Genomic DNA, 23,487 nt, shown 5'->3' on the forward strand with positions numbered 1-23,487 from the left:
GAAGCAATACAGCCGTTTTCAGGCTGATGAAGTACAAAAGAAGTATAAAAAATGGGGTGCAGAAGTTTTACCCTTGGATGGGTGCGAAGCCTCCACACTCCCCATACCTTAAGTGAGTGAAAAAGGCTGTAATGCTTGTATGTATCAAAATAAGAATAATTTATTAAATGGACGAAAAACATCCAGCTTTAGCATGATGCCTTCCGATTCACGTAAAAGAGCATTCTTCCCCAAACGAGCTTTAGCCCGCTTCCCAGGCTGCGGAGGGGTTGGTCAAGTGTTTTTGCGATCGCTGCAGATATAAATCGGTTGCCGGATCAAAGCTCCTCAGCCGTTTTGCGTGTCTAAAGTAGTCGATCGCCTGTCCAAAGCAGCCGTTGCTGTAGGCAGTGCGCCCTGCCTGATAAAAATGCAGAAATTCCTGTGTGTTGGTATCAAGGGGCGATCGCCGATCGCCTAACAGCTCGTAGATCAAAACAGGTTTGGTTTTGCCTTTTACCCGAATCCGATCGAGTTCGCGTGCCCAGATTTTATCCGCGCAGAGGCGATAGGTGTATTCGCTGAGGATAATATCGCAGCCGTATTCTTTCGTGGTTCCTTCTAGACGAGAGCTGACATCCACGCCGTCGCCGATGACCGTGTAATTCATCAAGCGTTGGGAGCCAATGCTGCCCGAAACGACTTCCCCAGAGCTGATGCCAATGCCAATGCGGAGGGGCGGATTCCCTGCTTGAGTGCGAGCGCGGTTCAACTCTGCCAGTCGTCGGCGCATATCGAGGGCAGACTGAACAGCTTTCCAGGCATGGTTTTCGATCGGCAGGGGTGCGCCAAACACGGCCATCAGCGCATCGCCAATAAATTTATCGAGTGTGCCTTCAAAGTTAAACACCGCTTCCACCATCGTCTCAAAGTAGTGGTTTAGCAGCGACACCACTGCAGCCGCCTCCATCTTTTCAGTCAGGGAGGTATAGCCCCGAATGTCCGAGAAGAGGATTGTGACTTCTTTGCGTTCGCCACCCAGCAGCGCGTTTTCGCCCAGCGTGATTACTCGTTCTGCCACGCTCGGCGTCATGTAGCGATACATCGTTGCCTTCATGCGCTTTTCCTGGCTGATGTCTTCCAGCACAATTAGCCCGCCCCGCACCTGTCCTTCCGGGTTAGTGAGCGGATTCACTGTTAAATTAATGCTGTGTTCGATCGGCTGATGCCCCTGTGATTCAAACTGTTGCCAGAACGGGCTATTGCCCAGGTTCAGCGTTTGTTCGGGGACGTAGTGCTTCGCTCCGTAGGTGAGGCTATCGTGCAGGCGCATCTGAAGGTGATCGATCGGCACAACCTCCCAGACGAGCTGACCACTCAACCGTTGCTGCCATGCCTGGTGTTCCTGCCGTTCATGGTTTTGCCGCGATCGATCGCTCTGGGCGGATTCCTGCTTAGGAGCACCACAGCCCAGTAGTCGCAGAGCTGCCTCGTTAATTGTGACAACTTCGCCTTTAGTATTGGTTGAAATCACCGCATCCGAAAGGCTCTGCAAAATGTCTTTTTGATATTGCTTTTCCAGCAGCACTCGCTCGAAGAGTTGGGCGTTTTCCAGCGCGACCCCGGCTTGAATATTGAACGCCTGCATAAACTTTTCGTCTGAGGCGTTAAACGTGCCCTGGAGTTTGTTGATGAGCTGAGTTACACCAATCAGTTTGCCCTCAGAGTTATAGACGGGCATACAGAGAATGGTACGGGTGCGGTATCCGGTCTGACGATCGACGGTGGAATCAAACCGGGGATCTTCGTAGGCATTGGGAACGTTGAGCGATTGTCCGGTGGAGGCAACAAAACCCACGATCCCCCGATCGGCTGGAATGCGAATTTCGAGTAGGGTTTCGCCGTCTGCTTTTGCTACCTTTGACCAGAGTTCGTTGCTTTCGCGATCGAGCAAAAACAGGGTACTGCGGTCTGCCTGCATCAGGATGCGGGCTTCGGTCATGACAACGCGCAGGGTTTTTTCGAGGTCGAGGCTTTGCCCTAGCGAAGAAGTTGCCTTCAGCAAAGCTGATACGCCGCGCTGATTTCGAGCTGCGATGTAGAAAGAATTACAGCTTTCGAGAATAATGCCTATTGATTTAGCAAACTCGCCAAACAGACGTTCGTCCTGAGCATCAAATGGAGCGTCGCTTTGCTTATTGAGGAGCTGCACAACAGCAACCACCTGACCGCTCATGCTCAGCACGGGCATACAGAGAATAGTGCGGGTGCGGTATCCGGTCTGGCGATCGACTTCGGGGTTAAACAGCGGATGTTCGTAGGCATCAGGGATATTGAGGCATTCTCCGGTCACTGCCACCTGACCTGCAATCCCAGCTCGTAGGGGAACGCGGATCTCGATCAGCTCTCCGTCTGCGCCCTGAGCAACTTTTGACCAGAGCTGCTCCTTCTCTCGATCAACCAGAAAAATGGTGGTGCGGTCTGCGTTTAGAAGCTGCCCGATCTTCAGCGTAAATGCTTCTAGAATTTGCTCCAGCAGCGTTTCTAGCGTTTCGTCGTTGATTAGCTCGATTGCCTTGAGAAAGTGCTGAAACTCCCCAGTAATGCGCTCCAGAAGCTTTTGGAATTGCTCCAGGGGCAATGCCTGCATCCGCTCGGTTAGCCCGTGCGCCCGATCGACCTGAGCGAGGGCAGTCAGTAAGCTGGGGGAAACGTCACTCATGACCATTATTAATCACCACAGCGGTGCGGGAAAAGGCAAAACGTCAAATTACTTGTAAAGCTAGAATTACTTGTAAAACTACTTAAGGAAAATTTTACTTTTCTTTTGCTTTAAGTAACTGTTCGTATCCATACTGATTAATCCTCTTTGTTGGATGACAGTCAACCGAAGATCCCCTGAGTTCACTAAGACTTTATTTGCGACCGGAGTGATTCGAGCGATCGGGTTACGGCAGTCGCAATAATCAACCGGCTTCAACCTTGCTCAACCTCTGGAAAATTTGTCAAAATCTGTCTATTCTTTGTAAAAGCCAGTCAAGTCTAGCGTTGTTTACCGGAGCCAATGCTCACATCTAGCACTTAAGTTGATTTCTGCTTTGATTTCTGCCTTTAAAGTTTTAGGGGCTGATTAAGCTTTTAGTGTCATCGGAAATCAATTTTTGCTAAGGTACTGTGTTGACGCTTCGGATTTTACCGATCGCAGTCGTTTCCGCCTGAATGTGCTGAAAGGCGATCGATCGAAACTTTTTCCTTGTGCGTGAATTTTTGACCCATTCCAGCCCCCTGTGCCGGAAGCCCTTGCAGATCCAGATTGCAGACCAGATTGCAGAAAGTTGATGACGCAGAAAAATGACGCAGAAAACAGTTAAACGCTATGCCAGGTTCTTTCTGCTGGCAGGAATTAGCCTCTGTACCCTGATCGCCCTCCAGTTTGGCGAAAAAATGGTCAACGCTTGGGACTTGAGCAATCAGCCGAATGTTGCTTTAGACAATCGCACCCCTGCCATTCAAATTCCGGCTCCTCCCTCGCAGGAAACTGCCCTAAATTTTGAGGTGCGACCTGCTTCGGGTTCAACAGTCGCGCAATCGCAGTCGCAATCACCCCAGCCACAGTCCCGATCGCAATCGCAGTCGGCTTCGCAGTCCTCCAAAGGGGTGATCGCCCTGAACTCGGCTAGGGAACCGCAGCAGGTCGCTCAGGTCAATCCGCAGCAGATCGCCACGGGCAACTGGTACGGCGCATCGTTTCCGGTCGAAAATTTCCAGGCTTATACGTCGCCTTTTGGCTATCGGCAGTCTGCAACGGGTGGCTACAGCCAGGAGTTTCACTACGGGCTAGATCTGGCAGCTCCCGAAGGCAGCTATATTCGCAATTGGTGGGCGGGCAAAGTGGTTGAAGTCACCGACAATACCAACTGTGGCAGTTCGGTGGTGGTGGAATCTGGACCCTGGACGCACATTTACTGTCACATGCAAGGTCACGTCGAAGAAGACGGCAGCGGACGCTACTTGCTCGATCGCGAAGGTGGACTACAAATCAAGCTGGGTCAAACCATCGGCGCAGGAGACCGAATCGGACGAGTCGGCATGACCGGACGCACCACTGGGCCGCATCTGCACTGGGGCTTGAAATACGATAGCAATTGGGTCGATCCGGCTCTTGTAATTCGGGCAATGTATGCCAATCAGCAGCAGGCAGCCAGCGTCAGCCGTCAGGGCATGCAGTAATCGATCGAAAAGCAACAAAACTTGTTGAAACCTCCTTCAACCTGGGACAATTTTTAAACAGAGCGTCGGGGTGGGAGGCAGCAGTGAAAGTTGCGATCGTGCATGAATGGCTAGTGACTCACGCTGGATCGGAGCGAGTCGTCGAGCAGATTTTGAGTCTCTATCCAGAGGCAGATTTATTTAGCCTGGTCGAATTTCTGCCGGAAGATTTGCGGTATTTTATTCGCAACAAGTCGGTTAAGACCTCGTTTATCCAGCGTCTTCCGTTTGCCAATCCTCACTTCCGGCAATATTTACCCCTGATGCCTCTGGCGATCGAGCAGTTTGATTTATCCAATTACGATTTAATTTTTTCTAGCAATCATGCAGTGGCGAAAGGCGTTTTAACGCGCCCCGATCAGCTTCATTTGTCTTATGTGCATACGCCCGTCCGCTATGCCTGGGATTTGCAGCAGCAGTATCTTCAAGGCGCAAACCTGAAAAGGGGAGTCAAGGCGGGAGTTGCTAACCTGACGCTGCATTATCTCAGACTGTGGGATCTGGCGACTGCTAACCGGGTCGATCACTTTATTGCCAATTCGCGCTATGTGGCGCAGCGGATCCGGAAAACCTATCGGCGGCAGGCAGACGTGATTTATCCGCCCGTCGCGATCGATCGATTTCGTGCCCCGTCCCAAAGAGAAGATTTTTACTTCACCTTGTCCCGGTTTGTGCCCTACAAGCGAGTGGATGTAATTGTGGAGGCGTTTACCCGTCTGGGCTTGCCGCTTGTGGTCATCGGGGGCGGAGCGGGCGAAAAACAGCTCCGGGCGATCGCAGGCAGAAATGTTGAAATTTTAGGACACCAATCGGAGGAAGCGATCGTCCACTATATGCAACGATGCAGGGCGTTTGTTTATGCGGCGGCAGAAGATTTTGGCATTTCGCTGGTTGAGGCACAGGCGGCAGGCGCACCCGTGATCGCCTACGGTAAAGGGGGAGCGGTCGAAACGGTGATTCCAGGCAAAACCGGGATTTTGTTTGCTGAACAAACGGTCGAAAGCTTAATGACAGCCGTGCGTCTGTTTGAATCGGGCAAATTTGCGTTTGAGATTGCTGATTTACAGCAAAATGCCGATCGTTTCTCAACCGATCGCTTTCGTCAGGCATTTTCTGAGTATGTAGCGCAAAAATGGTCAGATTTTCAGCAAGATTCAGCAGGAGATGCCCTAGAGTAGTGACGTGAGGAGTAATCGATTGCAATGCAGTTAAACCGAACGTTACGACCTGCCTTAGTGACGCTATCGCTCTCGACGCGATCGTTACCCACGTTTGCGCTGATGATTGCCTCAGACGTGCTGGCACTCTGCTTTGCAGCAATACTGAGCGTCTACCTGCATTTATTTCTAGAAGGACAGTTGCAGCCTACCCTCTACTGGCAGCTCTTTCCGACGCTGGGGCTATTTGTGCTGGCTTATGCAACGATCGGCTTGTATCCGGCGGTTGCGATCAGCCCAGTGGATGAAATGCGCTGGCTCAGTCTGTCTACCACGCTAATTTATCTGGCATTGGCAGCCACCCTGTTTATGCAGCGCGAAGGCGAAGTATATGACCGGGGCGTGTTTGTGCTGGGCTGGATGTTTTCGCTGGTGCTGGTTCCCCTGTGTCGCGGCCTGGTGCGATCGATCTTTGCGCCACAGCCTTGGTGGGGCTATCCGGTCGTGGTGCTGGGGGCAGGCAAAACCGGGGAAATGGTGATTCGGACGCTGAAGCGTCGTCCCGGAATCGGTCTGAAGCCTGTCCTGGTGCTGGACGACGACCCGCAAAAGCATGGTTTGCTGCACGGCGTTCCGGTAATTGGTGGAATGGCACTGGCTCCTAAGCTGGCACGCAAACGACATATTCCTTATGCGATCGTGGCGATGCCTGGAGTGGCACGACATCGGCTGCTATATGTGATTGAGCAATACGGCAGCGGCTTTGCCCATTTGCTGATTATTCCTGACCTGTTTGAGTTTGCAAGTCTGTGGGTTTCGGCAAAAGACATGGGCGGCGTTTTGGGGCTGGAAGTGCGGCAGCGATTGTTGTTGCCCGGACCCAGATTTGCCAAGTTTTTGATCGATCTGATTGCCACACTGCTAGGCGGGTTTATTCTGCTGCCGATGATTGTGATCATTGCGCTGTTGATCAAGCTCGACTCACCGGGACCCATCTTTTATGGGCAGACTCGTCTCGGTCAGCGTGGAGAGGAGTTCAAAGCCTGGAAGTTTCGCACAATGGTTCAGAACGCCGATCGGGTTTTAAAGGACTACCTGGAAGCCCATCCTGAAATGAACGAGGCATGGCAGCGCGATCAGAAATTGCGCTATGACCCGCGTGTCACTCGGGTGGGACGGTTTTTGCGCCGCACGAGCCTGGACGAACTGCCCCAACTCTGGAATATCCTGCGAGGCGAAATGAGCTTGGTTGGACCTCGCCCGATCGTTGAAGAAGAAATTCCACGCTATAAAGACAAATTCTCTCTTTATACCAAAGTCGTCCCCGGGCTCACCGGACTCTGGCAAGTATCGGGACGCAATAACATTACTTACGAAGAGCGGGTCAGCCTTGATGCCTACTACGTGCGAAACTGGTCGGTCTGGCTCGATGTCTACATTCTGGCGCGGACGATCTGGGTCGTGGTGACTGGGGAAGGAGCCTACTAGACTGAACGAATGACCGAAACGCCTTCCTCGCAGAACCGTTTGTTCGATCGCATTTTTCGCGGGTCGCTGGCTGGTTTTCTATACCTGTATGTGATCAGCATGGCGGGCATTGCTGCCTCAATGGGCTACGCGCTGACTCACGGTAAATCAGCCATCGATCGTCCAACGCGCAACAGTTTACTAATTTTGAGTGGGCTGCTGATGCTCAGTTCTTTGCTTGCCTACGATCGCGGCGAAGCCTTCCTCCAGCTCATTCACTTTCTGCCCTTTTTTCTGCTGTTTGCCGTCTTGCCCCACTTTTTTAAGAACGCAGAGCGGTTAGCACTCCTAACGACAGATTGGGTCATTGCCACGATTCCGATTAATCTTTATGCCGGTGTCGAGGCGGTTCTCAAGGCAGACGGATTACCCCGATCGCTGCGTCGAATTCCCTTTGTGCGTTGGATACGCTCTGCGCCTCATGCAGGTCGGGCAATGCTGATGTTTAATCACCCGAATTCGTTGGCGGTTTATCTGGTCGTGATTCTAGCGTTGGGGCTGGGGGTGTTGTATTACCAAAGCGTTCGCCAGTCATTCAAACCTGATAGCTCTCCAGGAGAAACTGCGCCGCCTCGATTGCCGTCCCTCCGCCAACGGCTGCTGTATGTCGGCACTTACTCCACGCTGCTCGGCATCTTCAGTTCGGGTTCTCGCAACGGTCTGCTAATCGCCATTCTGCTAATTCTGGTCTATAGCATTCTGAATCGATCGAATCGAATTGTCCTGATGGCTGGACTGATTAGCCTCACCGGAATCATGGCAGGCGCGATCGGCTTTGGCATTGGCGGACGATCGCTTTCCCTGACCTGGCTCGATGACTCCCGCTTACGGATTTGGCAAATCGCAGGCGGACTGATTCACGATCGCTCCTGGCTCGGCTGGGGGCTGGGCAACTTTAAGTTTTTGTATGTCGATCGCCTGCTGGCTCAGTTCCCTGAATGCGTGGCTCAGCGTCGCGTTTATCGTGTGATTCCGGTCGAATGCGCCGATGCAACTCATCCTCACAATTTCTGGCTGTTGCTGACGAGTGAAGCGGGGTTTCCCCTGGCGATCGGATTCACCCTGTTTATTGGCTGGCTATGCTTTCGGGCAGGACGGGCAATCTTCTCAGACGCGGCAAAAGATCCAAACCTGATTCGATCGAACCGTCAAGCCTTGCTCACAGGCTATCTACTGGCAGTGCTCGCCTTCAGTGTCTTTGCCCTGTTTGATGTCACCTATCACGACATCCGCGTAAACTTGCTCAACTGGCTGGCCCTGGGCGGGCTTTACACGCTTATCCCCAAAAGCAATCCTGCATCCCAATCCTGATCGAGTGCCCCTACTTGTCCTCCTTCGCCGCTAAAATCTCTTTTACTTCCCGCAGCAAAGCTTCCTCTTCAGAGCGAATCGCATCTAGCCGAGCGAGCAATTCTTGCAGCCGATTTTCGGGCTTCACTTCAGCTAACTCCACTTCTGAGATTGGTTTCACTTCCGACGGACGCTTGCCAAAGACAAACCGCACCAGCCAAACCAACCCCACGACCACCCAGCCTATCAAGCGAAATGGCAGCCCCAGCAGCGTCAGCCAAATGTTCTCCGTCAGCCGCCCGATCGCCTGAAGCAGCCCGGCAAACAAAAAAACGACCAGCACAAACAGCCCCACTAGCCACAACGGATGCTGCAACAGCCATTCTAGCCACGGATACTGATCGAGCCATTCCTGAATCGGCGCAATCAGCGATCGCCAAAACCCTTCAACTGCCCGATTCCCCAATCCCTGCGTCCAGTCCATTCTCTGCTCCCCGACCTAACCCGCCGATCTAACAAAGGTCGTTTAAAGCCGCACCCCACACCCTGTCCCCTCATCTCCTCGCTCATCCAGCCATTCACCCATCTACTCCGACACCTGCTCGATCGCCTCCCGAATCGCCAACCGCTGCTCTGCGTCATACTTCCATCGATTCAAAAAATCCTCATACTCCCCGCCGCCCGTTTCCGTAGCTGCCCGGAGCTGTTTCGCCTTTTGCTCAATTTCAGGAAGCTGAAGCTTTTGAATTAAGGCGGTTGTACGCGATCGAACCCGGTCCGATCCCTGCGCCATATCTAAATTGTCATTACGACGGTGAGTGATTGCCACCGCGGTGGACATTGCCAGGTTTTTCACCAGCAAATCAGCAGCGACTTCAGGTGACGTTCGCAGGGCACTGATTACTGCTTCGGTTGGATGGTCGGCAAGGGAGCGATCGTCCGTCAGATACCCCACAAAAAAGCCGCGTGCGCCGTCTACCGTCTGAACCAAAGCCGCAATTGTCTGTGCAATTTCAGCGTCAGATAGTGTACCCTGTTCCATGCGAGACACTAAAGCTTGAGTTAGCTCGATCGCTTGCTGAAAGGAAATATTGGCAGGAACGGCTAGCATAGGGTTGCTTCCTCATCAGTCGGGAACTTTCTCACTCAGGAGCTTTCATTGTATGCCGCAGACATTGGTATGCCGCAGATTTAGCGAAAAGCCTCTCTCACTTTGTTAAAAACGCTATAGAATTCAGTCAAGCCTGGAATAGTCCAGATGTACTAAATCCAGCGTGTCCCTCGGATAGCAGCAGTTCGCCCTATGGCAATTATTTCCTCTAAGCAACCTTCACCAGACAGCCCAAAGCCGGGTGGCTCGAATGGCAAAACCCGAGGCAGAGTCGTCGCTGCCCCGGATGACCTGCTTCAGCCCAGTGCCAGCCTAGAAGAAGCGGGTCGGCAAGAAGAAACCCTGCGTCCCCAAAAGCTCAAAGAATACGTGGGACAAAAGGCACTGAAGGAAGTGCTGGAGATTGCGATTAAAGCGGCTCAGGCACGGCAAGAGGCACTGGATCATCTGCTGCTTTACGGTCCGCCCGGATTGGGCAAAACTACAATGTCGCTGATTCTGGCGGCAGAAATGGGTGTGGAGTGCAAAATTACTACCGCTCCGGCTTTGGAACGTCCACGTGATATCGCTGGGCTACTGGTGACGCTGAAACCGGGCGACGTGTTGTTTATCGACGAAATTCACCGATTGCCCAGAGTCACCGAAGAAATTCTCTATCCGGCAATGGAAGACTTCCGACTAGATATCACCGTCGGCAAAGGACAAAGTGCCCGGATGCGAAGCATTCCGCTGCATCGGTTTACGCTAATCGGAGCAACGACCAGGGTGGGGGCACTTTCCTCGCCACTACGCGATCGCTTCGGCATTATCCAGCGGCTCCAGTTTTACGAGCTAGACGAACTGACGCAAATTGTTTTGCGAACCGCCCAGCTTCTCAACACTCCCACCACTGAAGCGGGAGCCAGCGAAATTGCCCGCCGCGCCAGAGGCACACCCCGAATCGCCAATCGGTTACTGCGCCGCGTGCGAGATTTTGTGGAAGTCAGAGCCAAAGGAGCCACGATCGATCAACCCCTTGCCGCCGATGCGCTGGAACTATTCAAGGTCGATCCCTGCGGATTAGACCTGACCGATCGCCGTCTGCTGACCGTGATGATCGAAAATTTTGCGGGTCGTCCGGTGGGCCTGGAAACGCTGGCTGCTGCGACAGGAGAGGACGCTCAGACGATCGAAGAAGTTTACGAACCCTACCTGCTGCAAATCGGCTACCTTCAGCGCACCTCACGCGGACGAATTGCTACCCCTGCGGCCTGGAAGCATCTGGGCTACGAGCCGCCGAGTCAACAAATGGCGTTTCTGCGGTAAGAGAAGCAAACTCTATTGCCTGTGTACTAAATATGGGCATTAAATAACGGCTGTTTAGCTTGTGATGCTAGAGGCAGTTTAGAAAAGTCATTAATTACTGCTCGAACCGTCTCCCCCCGCGGGTCAATTCTGGGCAGGGTTCTGCTATACCCATTCCGCTTTTGCAATCCCTCTGTCCCCAACTGGCACAATTCCTCTGATTCATGCGGGAAACACGATGATCGCGATCGCGCTTACCATTACGGATGAAACGCAATTTTCCAAGCAAGTTTATTAAATTAAAAAGGGAGATCAGCGATCGAAGCTCACCTCCCTTTTAAGTATCACTTTTGAGTATGACTGTGGAAATGCAGTAGAAATAAAAGTCTAGCTACAACAGGGGTACAACTTTGGCAGGCTAGGACGGAACAGGAATTCCAGAAAAACTCCAGAGCTCTGCACCGCGCTCGTTTGTCGAGGCAATAAAGAAAAGGCGACCATTAATGTTGGTGAGCTGCCCCGGAGTGGATGACCCCGTACTATTGACATCGAAGAAGCCCGTTCCGGCTGCGGTGCCATCGCTAAACCAAACTTCTGTGTCGTTATTTTGAGTTGCCACAAAGTAGAGCCGCGCTGCCGTACCCTGACCCACGACAGTCAAATTCTTGATATCCGTTACGCCATTGAATTTGCTGTTAACCGTAGACACTTTCTCTGCGGTAATTGCTGTTTGTCCATTCGTGGTTTCAGTCTTTGTCCGCCAGAGCGATTTCCCTGTGCCATCGTCTGCAATGAAGTAAAGCGTTCCGTTCAGATTTACAAAGTTAGACGGACTCGATGGGCCAGCCGGATTAATATCGCGTACCCGCACAGGAATCTGCGGTGTAGCAGCCTGCGAACCTACTGCCGTTTCAGCATTTTGCAGTGCCCATAGCTCTATGCCAGTATTACCTGCATTTGCTGTGAGGTAAAGCGTTCCGTTGATTTCAAACAGGTTGCTCGGATTTGAGTTGAGCGGTTCTGGAGGCAGATCAAATGCGGTGAGCGTGGTGCCGTCTGCATTTAAGCGGTAGAGTTCGGTTTGGGCTGGACCGTTGAGGGGAGCGCGAGCCTGGAAGAAAAGGCTATTGCCAACGGGTGTGAGGTGTTGCGGGTTAGAGGGATCGGCTCCTTGCCAGATGTCTTTTGCGGTACTGATCAGGGTAGAAGTGTTCGCATTTTGAATCCGCAGCAGTTCGTTGCCTGTGCCACTTGACCCCGTGCCCTCGCTGCCTGTGAAGTAAAGCGTGTTGCCCAACGCAGTCAGATTGTTGAATGACAGCGGGTTAAACGCAACATTGTTAGTGGAATCAACGACTGCCTTAATCGGGTCGCTTGAAGTGTCCGTTGCATCAACATAGAACAGACCTTTCGACGCGGCACTGGTTCCAGGTTGCCCAAAGAAGTAGAGACGGTTGTTAACGACGGTAAACTTGGTGGGGTTAAAGCTCGTGATTCCCGGCAGTTTATCCACAACGATTTTCGTTCCGGCGGCAGTTCCATCCGATCGCCATAGTTCCAGACCAGTTGCGCCGTTGTTTGCGGTGAAATAAAGCGTGTTGTTCACAGCAGCAAATTCACCGATCGCACTAAACTTGCCCAGTTCTCGGGTTCCGTCCAGCGTTCCGTCGCTGATCCAGAGCCCGTTACCCGTGCCGTCGTTTGCGGTGAAATAGGCAAAGCCGCCGACCGCAGTTAAGTTGGATGCACTAGAGCCAGAGCTACCAAAAGCAATATCGCGAGCCACACTGGGGAGTGACTGGGTGGGGCTGAGGCGAAGATTTAGCCGATAGGTTGAGCCAGTTCCAGCTTCTTCACCCGGCAGAACCTTACCCGGCAGAACCTTGAGAATAAAGGTTTTACCTGCGCCCAGCGTTCCCCCAAAGATTTCTGCGCTGGTTCCCGGTCGGTTTGAGGGCCCAATGTTTTTATCAGGAGCAGCATTGGGATCAGCAGGTTTCTCGTAAAGCTCGATATCGAGGTTGTCAAACAAGTCAACCATTTCCACCGTCAAGAATTGAGCTCCGCTGGACGGTGTGGTGAATTCATAGTAGTCTACGGGAGATGCTAAGCCGTTCCCTACATAGTTGCGGCGAGTCAATGTGGCATCGGCAAGTCCGGGAATCAAAGTCGCAGGATTCTGCTGATTGCTGACTCCATCGGTCTGGGCGGTAATGGTGAGCTGATAGTTTGAGTTTTCCCCCGCAGCTTTTTGATAAACCCGAACGAAATAGTTGCCCGGAGCCATTGACTGGAGGAACTGTTCTGGATTCGCGCCTACATTCGCTGAAGTCCTAACGATCGTGGTTTGATCTGCACCCAGAATTTGTAAATTGGCATCGCCCGTCAAACCAGCCAGATTAAACAGATAATCGCCTTTAGTTGCAATGCTGAAAGAGTAGGTCGTCTGCTGAGCTGTATCGCTCACTGCACCTGAAACCGGACTTGAGGTTGGAATAGTCAACGGGATTGGCACAGACGGGTCAGTTGGCGGAGGAGGCGAAATCGGGTCAGTTGGCGGAGGAGGCGAAATCGGGTCAGTTGGCGGAGGAGGCGAAATCGGGTCAGTTGGCGCAACCGGAGGCACGGAAGGCAGAATCAGAGTATTGGATAGTCTGAGCTGGTAGCTAGAGTTTCCCTGACGCTGCGTAACTCGCACAATGTAATCGCCCGACTCCAGTTCTGTACTGATCAGTTCATTGCGGTTACCACCCTGTCTGGATGCTCCGACAAGCTGCAAATTTCCCCGTCGCTGATTTCCTCGGAGTTGTCTAAAGTCGATTTTGCCAATGCTGCGGACAACTTGACGCAACGGGCGCGCCAGTCGATATAGCTCGATATTTGCATTGGTCTTTTTTGCAAGCCCTGTCAGTGCAAGGTCGACACGACTGCGTCCATTAACGCTAAAGCGATAAAGATCATCCAGGTCAGTTTTCTGCTTTAGAGAACCTTTGGCAGAAGAGCCAAGGAGTTTTGCTCCGCCCAGTTGGCTATCACGATCGGCTCTTGTTTGCATATCGATTGCCCAATTGCTTCTGCCCTAGCTTTCCCCGTGCCGCGAATAAACCTGTCATAACTTTGACAAATTCGCTTCGCAGTTCATAACTGCTTAATTAAGAAACAAAGAACTCCAAAAAATACGGAAAAAGCAGCGATCGTAATTTTACAGAGCAATATTAGTAATGGTTGCTGATAGTTAGCGGATGAACCTGGAATTCACGGATTGCATCTTGGCAGCAGTAAAGCAGTTGAGAGAAATCGTCAGGTGCGGGGTAAGTAAAAGGACAGGATTAAACCCAAAACAATTAAACCCAAAGCACTGAGAGCGTCCTGCGTCATTCGTTCAGCGACATCGCCCCTCAATTCTTATTAAGCATTGTCTCAATCTGCACGGCTGCGGCTGCCCCAGAGGCTAATGCGGTTTCTACCTGTTGTCCACCGCACCATTCCCCACAGCAGACGATCGGCAGCGGCACTCGACTGATCAGGCAGGATTCGGTGAGGAATTGCCTCACAAATGCATATCGCCAGCGGTGAACCTGAAGTAACTCCGCCGCGTTGAACCAGGGCATTAACCGCTGGGCAGCCCGATCGAGTATCTGTTGACCGATCGCTCGCAGATCCGGCGCATCAAAAATCTGTTCTGCAAAAGCAGCAGTGCTGTGCAGCACCAAAACGGGCTGAGTAGCGTTGGGGCGTTTGCTGCTGTCTAACCCAATCCATTTCAAAATCGGATCGCTCTCCAGCGTCAGGGCTTTCCAAACAACGGCTTGTAAGTCAGCCAGTCGCGCTGCGGGGTAAACGGCAATTGCAGTTATGCAGGGGTCAAACTGAACCGATCGCAGCTTGAGCTGCATTTCTTTTAATTCTTCTAATTCTTCAAAATCAGCGAACGCTTCGGAATCAGCGATTGGCTCCAGTAAGGCGAGTGCCTGCGGTGCAGGAATGGCAACTACCAACGATCGAGCAACCACCGGAGCAGCGATTGTCTGCTCAGCTTCGATCGTAAATTTCCAGCCCTGCCGGGTGGGAAAAATTGACCCCACTCGCTGATTTCGCCGCACATCTAGATCGATCGCCAGCTCTTTTGCGATCGCACTCATGCCCGCAGGTGCAATGTAGCGAGGCGAGGGTGTAGCATCGGCTCTGATCTGCCCAGAGGTATTTAGGGTATGAGCTACTTCTGTCCAGCGAGTTATCACGCCCGCGCTCAGTAGCCGATCGATGAATTCCTGCGATCGGTTGCCCTGCTCGTCCAGATAACGCAACCCGTGGTCGGCGCAGGTGTCGAGCAATCGTCGGGTGGCTGCTCTGCCGCCCAATCCGCGTGATTTTTCCAGCACAATGACCTGATAGCCTGCTTGCCGAAGTTGCTGGGCACAGGTTAACCCTGCTAGTCCTGCCCCAATTACAGCGACATCCACACTTTCCATTGATGTCCCTCGGATGAAATCCTCTATCTTTCAGTAGAATATGGGGAAATGGCTGTCAAATTATAGCCACTGAATTTACGATTAAAAATCTCTCAAAAATTACGTTCACGGGATGATGGAGGAGGGTGGAGCATTGGACGAATTAAGAGTGCCTCTGGAATTGGCAAACGACGAAGAACTCCATCTCCTAACCGAAATTCTATTTCGCCGTCGATTTAATCCGCTTGACTATGTTTACACGCCTCAGCCGATCGAAGTATGCAGCCAATCCCGCCAAGCGCAGATTGACGCGATCGAAGAACGATTTCGGTTTCTGGCGGCGGATGGTGTAACTGTGCTGCGCCGCAAGTCGTCGGATATCAGCTATCGCCAAATTCTGGTACGGGTCTGCCGCTATCTCAAGCTTCCCTACTCCCAGAGCTTCACCACCGAAGAGCTAGAAGCCGAGATTTTTTTGTATCTGCTGCACCGCGCCTGGGAAAATTTGCCTGCCTCAGAAAAACGGGTACTCAATGGCAAGATTCAGCAGGTGGTCAATGAATCGCAGTTGGCTCAGCAATTGCCTCGATCGCCTCAAAATGATCCGGTGGGCCTGCTGCTGAAGGGAGGCAGTGCGCTGGCGGTCAATTCTATGATTCGTCCCTGGCTGTTGCAGATTTTAGCCCGGCAGTTTGCGATTCACTGGGCAACGTATCAGGTCGCAAAAGAGGCGGTCGTCCACGGCGGAGCGGCAGTTGCAGCTCAAATCCAAAATCAGGCTGCGCTCCAGGTAGCATCCCGTGGGATGGCGGTTAACGCGGCTCGATATGGGGCTGCTCGTAGCCTGCTGGCGTTCGTCGGTCCTGCGTTGTGGATGTGGTTTTTTGCCGATCTGGGATGGCGTACTGTCGCAACTAATTACAGTCGTGTCATTCCGGTCATTTTTACCCTGGCACAAATCCGCCTCACGCGAATGGCAGATTTTCAACCTGCTTAAAGCAAGGTATGTTGGCGATAGAGAATCGTTAATCGCAGCGATCGCAGTTTCAGATGGTTTTGTTCAGATGGCTTTATTCAGGGTGTTCAGAACGAGTCCGACTAGAATACAAATTACTCATTAAGAAATGTGGGGAGTCTGCGCGCGTCGCTCGATTGACTTGAGAAAAGTTTGCGATCGCTTGATTCATCGATGGCTTAGTGAGCAAGTTAGCTTTATCAAGTTAGCTTTATGAGGAAGATGCTTCTGGATAAAAGACTATCTTTTTCTGGGGCTCCCCAAACCTTTTTATTCCCAGTTAAATTATTTTTGGGTTAAACAACGTATCGCTTGAAACGCATCTTTAAAGCCACGTTGACTGATGAAACTTTACTAACAAAATATTTGCGGAATCGCTCAATGGTGATGTAGTTCCTGAATTAACTTCACTGCTCTCCCCATAAGGAGAAATCGAATAATAAGAGCAAATTGAATTTCCTTTAGCTCTATGGTTTGGCACTTGCTTTGCTGTTACTTTTTAGAGTCGCTTTCAGAACCGAAACTTATTTAACAAGAAAGAATTTAGGAAGCAAGCGATGACAGAAACCTTATCTGAGAATCAGCGCACCACCACCTACTACGACCTGCTCAAGCTCCATCCTTCTGCTTCTCCGCAGCAAATTCGGCAGGCATTCCGAGATCTCAGTAAGCTCTATCATCCCGACACAACTTCCCTGCCCGCTTCGATCGCCACTGCCCAGTTTCAGCAGCTTAACGAAGCCTACGCCACGCTCAGCAATCCCGACCGACGCTTTGCCTACGATCGCAAAATTGGTTATTCTCGCTTCACCGTCATTCAGCCGCCTGCCGATCTGAATCGTCCTGTTTCTGCAGGCCGCAAGTATCGATCGTCTGCTTACCTCGACCCCACCGATCGCCCCCTGTCTGCTGGAGAACTGTTCGCGCTGTTTAGCCTGATTTTGACGTTTGCAGGTTGTCTGCTGATTGCCGTTGCCATTGCCTATGCGCGAGGTGGATCTGCGCTGCAAATGATCGACCCGCCGATCGGACAGTTGAGAACGCTGCTCTTCGCCCTTCTGCCCTGAGCCACACCACATCCTCAGCAGGTGTTGTGCCCCAATGCCCTCATGCTATAAAGACTGGCTCGAGGGAAACTGTCCGCATGCTTTGCAGTCTTACTGTGATCCAGGGCACAAGCTGATTCGATCGCTCCAGGTAAGATCCCTTTACCATCAGTATGGCAAATGCGTACCCTGTTGCCGACAGTTGCACGGGGCAAATTTATTTGTCGATAGAATGCCTCTCTGGTTTTTTGTGCCGCTCTACGCATTACCAAGATCATCATTACCAAGATCATCTCAAACCGTTTAATTCTGGTGTCTTTTGTGGGCACACTCTTATTTGTAGGGATTTCAGCTTTGTAGGGATTTCAGCATCAGCCTATGGCAAACTCCTCATCGCAGCGGCGTGCCCTGGTCGTCCAGCACAACTTTTCCCCGTTCAGCAATAAGCTGGTTCAGTCCGGCTACGTCAATACTGAGCAAATGCAGCAAGCTCTGGTAGAGAGCCGGAAATCGGGTAAACCGCTAACCGATGTGCTGATGACATTGACGGGTCAGGCTTTACCGCCCGATCTGATTCGCCAGTATAAGAAGCAGCAGCTTTTCGAGCTGAAAATTCTTTACGGCGTTGAGTCCCTCGACCCGGAACTCAGCCAGATCAATACCACCCAGATTGGCCAGCTCATTGAATCGCTCATTCCGGTTGATCTGTGCCGTCGCTATCGATTCATTCCTCTTTCGCGCAGCGATGATCCACCCTTTGTGCTGGTGGCAATGGTCAACCCGGATGACCTAGCAGCGCAGGACGACCTGAACCGCATTTTGCGACCGCAGGGCTTAGCGTTACAGCGCATGGTCATCACGACCGAAGACTATCAGCGTCTCATTTCCCAATACCTGGATCAGCAGGTCGAACGCCAGAAGCAGCTTGATTTGGAGTCCAAAGTCGATGTCAAAGGCGATATCGAAAACCTGGAATATCTGGATCTGGAAGACACCGCTGATGATGCTGAGGCAAACCTGGATGCAGCACTTCAAGACCCGGAGGCTGCACCGATCGTTGCTCTAGCAAACAAAATTTTGGCGAGAGCCTTGCAGGATGGCATTTCTGACATTCACGTTGAGCCACAGGAAGAGTTTCTCCGCATTCGCTTTCGCAAAGATGGGGTATTGCGTCAGGGATTAGAGCCTTTGCCAAAGAAAATCATCCCGGCACTGACTGCCCGCTTCAAGATCATGGCGAACCTGGATATTGCCGAACGCCGAGTGCCGCAGGACGGTAGAATTCGCCGCTTGTTCGACAATCGCAAGGTCGATTTTCGGGTCAACACGTTGCCCAGTCGCTACGGCGAGAAAATCTGTCTACGAATTCTGGACAACTCGGCAACTCAGCTCGGACTCGACAAGCTAATCACCGACCCGGAAACGCTGCAGATCGTTCAAGAAATGGTTTCGCGTCCCTTCGGACTGATCCTGGTGACAGGCCCAACGGGTTCAGGAAAAACAACAACGCTCTACTCGGCTTTGGCAGAGCGAAATGATCCGGGCGTTAACATCAGCACTGCCGAAGACCCGATCGAATACTCGCTTCCCGGTCTGACTCAGGTGCAGGTGATTCGCGAAAAAGGGATGGATTTTGCCTCCATTCTGCGGGCATTTCTGCGGCAGGACCCGGATGTGATTCTAGTGGGTGAAACTCGGGACAAGGAAACCGCAAAAACGGCGATCGAAGCAGCCTTGACCGGACACCTGGTTTTAACCACGCTGCACACCAACGATGCTGCAAGCGCAGTGGCTCGTTTGGAAGAAATGGGCGTAGAGTCCTTTATGGTATCCAGTTCGCTCATTGGCGTCCTGGCACAGCGTCTGATGCGTCGCGTTTGTTCTGAATGCCGGGTTGCGTACCACCCCACGCCAGAAGAGCTTTCTCGCTTTGGGCTGTCGAGTTCGGCGGAGCCTGACTTGATGCTGTATCGGGCAACCAGTCTAAGCCATGAGGAAGTGCAGCAAGCTAGAGTCGCCGGAACGCTCTGCTCTACCTGCCACGGCGTGGGCTACAAGGGACGCTGCGGGGTCTATGAAGTGATGCGGGTGACCGAGCGAATCCAGACCCTGGTTACCGAAGGCGCACCCACCGAACGAATTAAGGAAGCTGCGGTCGAAGAAGGAATGAAGACGCTGCTAGCCTACAGTTTAAATTTGGTGCGGCAGGGGTCAACCACGCTGGAAGAAGTTGAGCGGGTCACATTTACGGACTCAGGTTTGGAAGCAGAGCTAAAGGCAAAACGCAAAACTTCTCTGACCTGTCGCTGCTGTACCGCAGACTTAAAAATCGAGTGGCTGGACTGCCCCTACTGCACCACGCCTCGCTTCCAGGATTAATTGCTGCCCTTTTCCCCGGCTGAATTACAAAGACCTGCCAGTAGACGCACATCAATCACGGAGATAACCACATGGAGTTAATGATCGAAGATTTGATGGAACAGCTCATCGAGATGGGTGGCTCTGATTTGCACCTGTCCGCCGGGGTTCCGCCCTACTTCCGAATTAGCGGTAAATTAACTCCGATCGGCGATGAGCCAATGACCGCAGATCAATGCCAGCGACTGATCTTCAGTATGCTCAACAATACCCAGCGCAAAAACCTGGAGCAAAACTGGGAGCTGGACTGCTCCTATGGTGTGAAGGGACTGGCGCGGTTTCGGGTCAACGTCTACAAAGACCGGGGAACCTATGCCGCCTGCTTGCGGGCACTTAGCTCGAAAATTCCGAACTTCGATAAGCTGGGCTTGCCAGATGTGGTGCGCGAGATGTCAGAAAAGCCAAGAGGACTGATCCTGGTGACAGGACCAACTGGCTCCGGGAAAACAACAACCCTAGCAGCCATGATCGATCTGATCAACCGCACCAGAGCAGAGCATATTCTGACGATCGAAGACCCGATCGAGTTTGTCTATGAGCCAATCAAAAGCATTGTTCACCAGCGCCAGCTCGGCGAGGACACCAAGAGTTTTGCCAATGCGCTCAAGGCGGCTCTGCGGGAAGACCCCGATATCATTCTGATCGGTGAGATGCGCGATCTAGACACCATTTCTCTGGCTATCTCAGCGGCGGAAACCGGACACCTGGTTTTTGGAACGCTGCACACCAGTTCGGCGGCTCAAACCGTTGACCGAATTATCGACGTGTTTCCGGCCGAGCGGCAGCAGCAGGTGAGAGTTCAGCTCTCAAACTCTCTAGTCTCGGTCTTTAGCCAAACTCTTGTACCGCGCAAAAATCCTAAACCCAATGAGTTTGGACGAGTCATGGCACAGGAAATCATGGTCGTGACGCCTGCGATTTCAAACCTGATTCGCGAGGGCAAAACGTCTCAGATTTATTCAGCCATTCAGACGGGCGGTAAGCTGGGAATGCAAACCCTGGAGAAAGTACTGGCGGATCAGTATAAGTCTGGGTTGATTTCTTTTGAATCTGCCATGTCTAAAACCTCTAGACCCGATGAACTTCAGAGATTGATTGGTGCGCCGCCTGCGGGATCTGCAAAGTCAGGAATGGCTGCGGCTCACTAATCACGCTTCTTGATGCCCCGGCCGTTCTAGGCTTTCCCCAGTCCTGATTTAGCAAATTATCTCCCCCTGTCAGTCAAATGAATAGAACAGGGTAGGATCAACAGGACTGAGCAGAGCCGAAACGCTCAATCCTTGTCATTTCATTTGGTTGCGAACTATGCCTACCTACGTTGTTCGAGCGCGAGATACGAAAGGCAATCCCAAACGTGAACGCATTGTCGCTGAGTCTCCCAGCGATGCCCGGACAGCTCTGCGGGAGCGGGGTTTGTTCGTGCAGGAATTGACCGAGGATCGAGGGCTGCTTGAAAAGCTCAGCACCTTTAAGCTAGAAGACATCCAAACCGCCATGACCAGTGTGACGGTGAAGGATAAAGCGGTTTTCTCGCGACAGTTCGCGGTGTTGATTAATGCAGGTGTTGCATTGGTTCGAGGGCTGGGGGTGCTGTCTGATCAGTGCCCTAACCCCAAAATGAAAAAAGCCCTTCAGGAAGTCAGTGCAGATGTGCAGCAGGGAACCAATCTCTCGGACGCCATGCGAAAGCACCCAAGTTGTTTTGATGGGTTGTACGTGAGTATGGTGCAGGCGGGCGAGGTCGGCGGGGTACTCGACGAAGTCATGAACCGCTTGGCAAAGCTGCTAGAGGATGTGGCACGACTGCAAAACCAGATTAAGTCAGCGATGACTTATCCGATCGCCGTTGGTACTCTGGCAACGATTATTTTCCTGGGAATGTGTATCTTTCTGCTGCCCATCTTCGCCAACATTTTTGATGAACTGGGAGCGCAGCTACCCCCCTTCACGGCATTTATGATTGGGATTAGCAAATTTCTGAGAAGTCCCTATGTGCTGCTGCTGGTTGCTGCGATTTTTGCCGCCGCTTTTGCATACCGACAGTACTACAACACTAAAGTTGGGCGGGTGACAATGGATCGCTTCTTCCTGAAGATGCCGCTGTTTGGTGATCTAGTGCAGAAGACGGCGACAGCGCGGTTTTGCCGTACCTTTGGTGCTCTGTCGCGCTCGGGGGTTCCGATTCTGACTGCTCTGGAGATTGTGCGCGATACCGCAGGAAATCAGGTCATTGCTAATGCAGTTGATGAAGCAAAGCAGGAAGTCCAGACGGGCGGCATGATCAGTCTTGCCCTCCAGCGAGCGCAGGTTTTCCCGATTATGGCGATTCAGATGATTAGCATTGGGGAAGAAACCGGGGAAATTGATACCATGCTGATGAAGGTCGCAGACTTCTATGAAGATGAAGTCGAGCAAGCCGTAAAAGCACTCACCAGCATCATGGAACCGATTATGATCGTGGTGTTAGGGGGAATGGTTGGTTCGATTCTGATTGCAATGTATCTACCCATCTTCAGCGTGATGGATGCCATTAAAGGCTAACCTTCTGCTTTCGTATCGTCATCAATGCAATCGGTTTCTGCCCCTTTATGGGGCATTGTTGTTGCTGAAACTTTTGTTGCTGAGACTTTGCCCAAGCCTATGCCTGTTAAACAAGCTCAATACGAAGAACTTCTGGCGGAATGTAGCGATCGGCGGGGGGCGATCGAGTTGCTGAAGCAGCATCGCCCTTATCTAGAAATGATTCCCAGTATGCGACGACCGGATGAAAGCGTGATTACGCTGCCTCTGCCCCTAATTCGGACGCGAACTCGAGCGGCAACGGTGGGCGACTCAACCGCTTCTTCTAGTCAGACAGCTCAGTTACCCTGCGATCTGGCGATTCTGATGTGCGACCCAGAGTGGCGGATCAAAGCAGGTGGCGAAGTGATTGTCTTTATTCACCGTCCTACCGAAGATTTTTCTGATATGCTGAGTCGCTGGCGCAAAACCCAAATTCTGCTTGATCCGGGTTGTGAATGGGTGATGTCAGAGCAAGAAGCTCATTTGCTCAGCGAGGGATCTAACGAGAGCTACCCTCTGTTTGTGCTGTTTCCAGAAACACCCGATCGCATTCGGCGTGGACTGCGCGGCGCAGGTTTACCCTATGTTATGCAAACGGTCTATGCCCTTGAAGATGAAAGCCTTACTCTACCAACCGCAGAGGCATCTAATCTTGAAGAATAAACCGCCGCTTTGCGGATCCAATCTATATTTTTAGTCGCTGAAGTCATAGACATATTTCTATAAAGTAGGAGCATTCCTATCAGTCGAGCGATAGGGAGTTCTGAGGACTATAAGGGCAAAACTGAGATGCTCCTGAAAATTGGAGTAATTCAGCTTCTAACGAGCGTTACGTAATTTAACAATTCTTTAAGGTTCTTGAGTTCTCTAGAAAGGTAGAGGTAATGAGATTAATTTTTCTATCTCTAGGTATCCTTGACTGCTATGAGGAGTTAAGCGAAACTAACTTAAAGAGTTGAAGTAAAGCCTCAAGGGTCTACTAATATTTCTTACGTTTCAACTCAGCTTTCCTGGTTTGGTCAACTTTGATGAAGCTTGGTGCTGAGTTGGGTAGCCGATAGGTTTATGGCAACTTTAGTGGGCTGCTGGCGGTTAGCGATCGACAGCGCAGGCTAGTTCATCTCATTCGAATGGTTCTTTTGAAAGCGGATAGGGTCGAATGGAGACGCTGGAATTCATCATTCATCCAGATGGTCGCGTTCAAGAAAAGGTGACTGGGATTATTGGAGCCTCCTGTGCCGAAGTGACAGCGGCGATCGAAGCTCAGCTTGGTCAGGTTATCAGTCAAGAAACGACCTCGGAATACTATGCTCAGCCTGTGCAGCAATCGATTTCTGCTCAAGCTCAAACCACTTTCGGCGAGTGGTAGATCCGCTTT

At 51.8% G+C, this 23,487-nt stretch carries 16 protein-coding genes and 1 pseudogene; 12 read left to right on the top strand and 5 right to left on the bottom strand.

Annotation, left to right across the window (positions count from 1 at the left end; genetic code table 11):
- Positions 1 to 241: 241 nt before the first annotated feature.
- Positions 242 to 2,701 (bottom strand): adenylate/guanylate cyclase domain-containing protein, encoded by a 2,460-nt coding sequence (locus NDA02_RS07725; RefSeq protein ID WP_190794439.1) that lies wholly within the window; start codon positions 2,699 to 2,701, stop codon positions 242 to 244.
- Between the two features lie 998 nt (positions 2,702 to 3,699).
- Between NDA02_RS07725 and NDA02_RS07730 the strand changes: the two are divergent.
- The 4 genes and pseudogenes from NDA02_RS07730 to NDA02_RS07745 form a co-directional block, all read left to right on the top strand.
- Positions 3,700 to 4,209, top strand: a pseudogene (locus NDA02_RS07730) (M23 family metallopeptidase); the annotation flags it as partial.
- Positions 4,210 to 4,292: 83 nt separating this feature from the next.
- Positions 4,293 to 5,426: a glycosyltransferase gene (locus NDA02_RS07735; protein WP_190794440.1), complete on the top strand. Its 1,134-nt coding sequence runs from the start codon at positions 4,293 to 4,295 to the stop codon at positions 5,424 to 5,426.
- A gap of 24 nt (positions 5,427 to 5,450) precedes the next feature.
- Positions 5,451 to 6,893: an undecaprenyl-phosphate galactose phosphotransferase WbaP gene (gene wbaP / locus NDA02_RS07740; protein WP_190794441.1), complete on the top strand. Its 1,443-nt coding sequence runs from the start codon at positions 5,451 to 5,453 to the stop codon at positions 6,891 to 6,893.
- A 9-nt stretch (positions 6,894 to 6,902) separates the two neighbouring features.
- Positions 6,903 to 8,243 carry an O-antigen ligase family protein gene (locus tag NDA02_RS07745; RefSeq protein ID WP_348254745.1) on the top strand — a complete coding sequence of 447 codons (1,341 nt, stop codon included), beginning with the start codon at positions 6,903 to 6,905 and terminating at the stop codon, positions 8,241 to 8,243.
- Between the two features lie 10 nt (positions 8,244 to 8,253).
- On the opposite strand, the gene NDA02_RS07750 is transcribed toward NDA02_RS07745, so the two are convergent.
- Positions 8,254 to 8,706, bottom strand: a complete 453-nt coding sequence (locus NDA02_RS07750) for a hypothetical protein (protein ID WP_190794443.1) — start codon at positions 8,704 to 8,706, stop codon at positions 8,254 to 8,256.
- Positions 8,707 to 8,808: 102 nt separating this feature from the next.
- Positions 8,809 to 9,333 carry a hypothetical protein gene (locus tag NDA02_RS07755; protein ID WP_348254746.1) on the bottom strand — a complete coding sequence of 175 codons (525 nt, stop codon included), beginning with the start codon at positions 9,331 to 9,333 and terminating at the stop codon, positions 8,809 to 8,811.
- A gap of 192 nt (positions 9,334 to 9,525) precedes the next feature.
- On the opposite strand from NDA02_RS07755, the gene ruvB reads away from it, so the two are divergent.
- A complete protein-coding gene (ruvB, locus tag NDA02_RS07760) occupies positions 9,526 to 10,638 on the top strand; it encodes a Holliday junction branch migration DNA helicase RuvB (RefSeq protein ID WP_190794445.1) in 1,113 nt (370 codons plus the stop codon).
- A gap of 397 nt (positions 10,639 to 11,035) precedes the next feature.
- On the opposite strand, the gene NDA02_RS07765 is transcribed toward ruvB, so the two are convergent.
- On the bottom strand, positions 11,036 to 13,672 hold the full coding sequence (locus NDA02_RS07765; protein WP_348247466.1) for an ELWxxDGT repeat protein: 2,637 nt from the start codon (positions 13,670 to 13,672) through the stop codon (positions 11,036 to 11,038).
- 343 nt (positions 13,673 to 14,015) lie between these two features.
- Positions 14,016 to 15,089 (bottom strand): FAD-dependent oxidoreductase, encoded by a 1,074-nt coding sequence (locus NDA02_RS07770; RefSeq protein ID WP_190794447.1) that lies wholly within the window; start codon positions 15,087 to 15,089, stop codon positions 14,016 to 14,018.
- A 133-nt stretch (positions 15,090 to 15,222) separates the two neighbouring features.
- Here NDA02_RS07770 and NDA02_RS07775 point away from each other — a divergent pair, with 133 nt between their 5' ends.
- The 7 genes from NDA02_RS07775 (at position 15,223) to NDA02_RS07805 (ending at position 23,478) form a co-directional block, all read left to right on the top strand.
- The gene (locus NDA02_RS07775; RefSeq protein WP_190794448.1) at positions 15,223 to 16,065 is read left to right on the top strand and encodes a hypothetical protein; all 843 of its coding nucleotides are present in this window, start codon (positions 15,223 to 15,225) and stop codon (positions 16,063 to 16,065) included.
- Positions 16,066 to 16,640: 575 nt separating this feature from the next.
- Positions 16,641 to 17,150, top strand: a complete 510-nt coding sequence (locus NDA02_RS07780) for a J domain-containing protein (RefSeq protein ID WP_348247465.1) — start codon at positions 16,641 to 16,643, stop codon at positions 17,148 to 17,150.
- Between the two features lie 357 nt (positions 17,151 to 17,507).
- On the top strand, positions 17,508 to 19,508 hold the full coding sequence (locus NDA02_RS07785; protein WP_190792262.1) for a GspE/PulE family protein: 2,001 nt from the start codon (positions 17,508 to 17,510) through the stop codon (positions 19,506 to 19,508).
- A 71-nt stretch (positions 19,509 to 19,579) separates the two neighbouring features.
- A complete protein-coding gene (locus NDA02_RS07790) occupies positions 19,580 to 20,695 on the top strand; it encodes a type IV pilus twitching motility protein PilT (protein ID WP_190792263.1) in 1,116 nt (371 codons plus the stop codon).
- 157 nt (positions 20,696 to 20,852) lie between these two features.
- A complete protein-coding gene (locus tag NDA02_RS07795) occupies positions 20,853 to 22,088 on the top strand; it encodes a type II secretion system F family protein (protein ID WP_190792264.1) in 1,236 nt (411 codons plus the stop codon).
- Between the two features lie 99 nt (positions 22,089 to 22,187).
- The gene (locus NDA02_RS07800) at positions 22,188 to 22,772 is read left to right on the top strand and encodes a hypothetical protein (RefSeq protein WP_190792265.1); all 585 of its coding nucleotides are present in this window, start codon (positions 22,188 to 22,190) and stop codon (positions 22,770 to 22,772) included.
- 496 nt (positions 22,773 to 23,268) lie between these two features.
- A complete protein-coding gene (locus tag NDA02_RS07805) occupies positions 23,269 to 23,478 on the top strand; it encodes a DUF2997 domain-containing protein (protein ID WP_190792266.1) in 210 nt (69 codons plus the stop codon).
- Positions 23,479 to 23,487 lie beyond the last annotated feature (9 nt).

Origin of the sequence: Leptolyngbya sp. ST-U4, assembly GCF_039962215.1 — a bacterium.
Lineage (GTDB): Bacteria > Cyanobacteriota > Cyanobacteriia > Elainellales > Elainellaceae > Leptolyngbya_A.

Excerpts from the sequence above, each read along its gene's own strand:
- NDA02_RS07750 (WP_190794443.1), bottom strand. The coding sequence starts at position 8,706 with ATGGACTGGACGCAGGGATTGGGGAATCGGGCAGTTGAAGGGTTTTGG.
- NDA02_RS07800 (WP_190792265.1), top strand. The coding sequence starts at position 22,188 with ATGCCTGTTAAACAAGCTCAATACGAAGAACTTCTGGCGGAATGTAGC.
- NDA02_RS07790 (WP_190792263.1), top strand. The coding sequence starts at position 19,580 with ATGGAGTTAATGATCGAAGATTTGATGGAACAGCTCATCGAGATGGGT.
- NDA02_RS07780 (WP_348247465.1), top strand. The coding sequence starts at position 16,641 with ATGACAGAAACCTTATCTGAGAATCAGCGCACCACCACCTACTACGAC.
- NDA02_RS07745 (WP_348254745.1), top strand. The coding sequence starts at position 6,903 with ATGACCGAAACGCCTTCCTCGCAGAACCGTTTGTTCGATCGCATTTTT.
- NDA02_RS07785 (WP_190792262.1), top strand. The coding sequence starts at position 17,508 with ATGGCAAACTCCTCATCGCAGCGGCGTGCCCTGGTCGTCCAGCACAAC.
- wbaP (WP_190794441.1), top strand. The coding sequence starts at position 5,451 with ATGCAGTTAAACCGAACGTTACGACCTGCCTTAGTGACGCTATCGCTC.
- NDA02_RS07770 (WP_190794447.1), bottom strand. The coding sequence starts at position 15,089 with ATGGAAAGTGTGGATGTCGCTGTAATTGGGGCAGGACTAGCAGGGTTA.
- NDA02_RS07725 (WP_190794439.1), bottom strand. The coding sequence starts at position 2,701 with ATGAGTGACGTTTCCCCCAGCTTACTGACTGCCCTCGCTCAGGTCGAT.
- NDA02_RS07765 (WP_348247466.1), bottom strand. The coding sequence starts at position 13,672 with ATGCAAACAAGAGCCGATCGTGATAGCCAACTGGGCGGAGCAAAACTC.
- NDA02_RS07795 (WP_190792264.1), top strand. The coding sequence starts at position 20,853 with ATGCCTACCTACGTTGTTCGAGCGCGAGATACGAAAGGCAATCCCAAA.
- NDA02_RS07755 (WP_348254746.1), bottom strand. The coding sequence starts at position 9,333 with ATGCTAGCCGTTCCTGCCAATATTTCCTTTCAGCAAGCGATCGAGCTA.
- NDA02_RS07805 (WP_190792266.1), top strand. The coding sequence starts at position 23,269 with ATGGAGACGCTGGAATTCATCATTCATCCAGATGGTCGCGTTCAAGAA.
- ruvB (WP_190794445.1), top strand. The coding sequence starts at position 9,526 with ATGGCAATTATTTCCTCTAAGCAACCTTCACCAGACAGCCCAAAGCCG.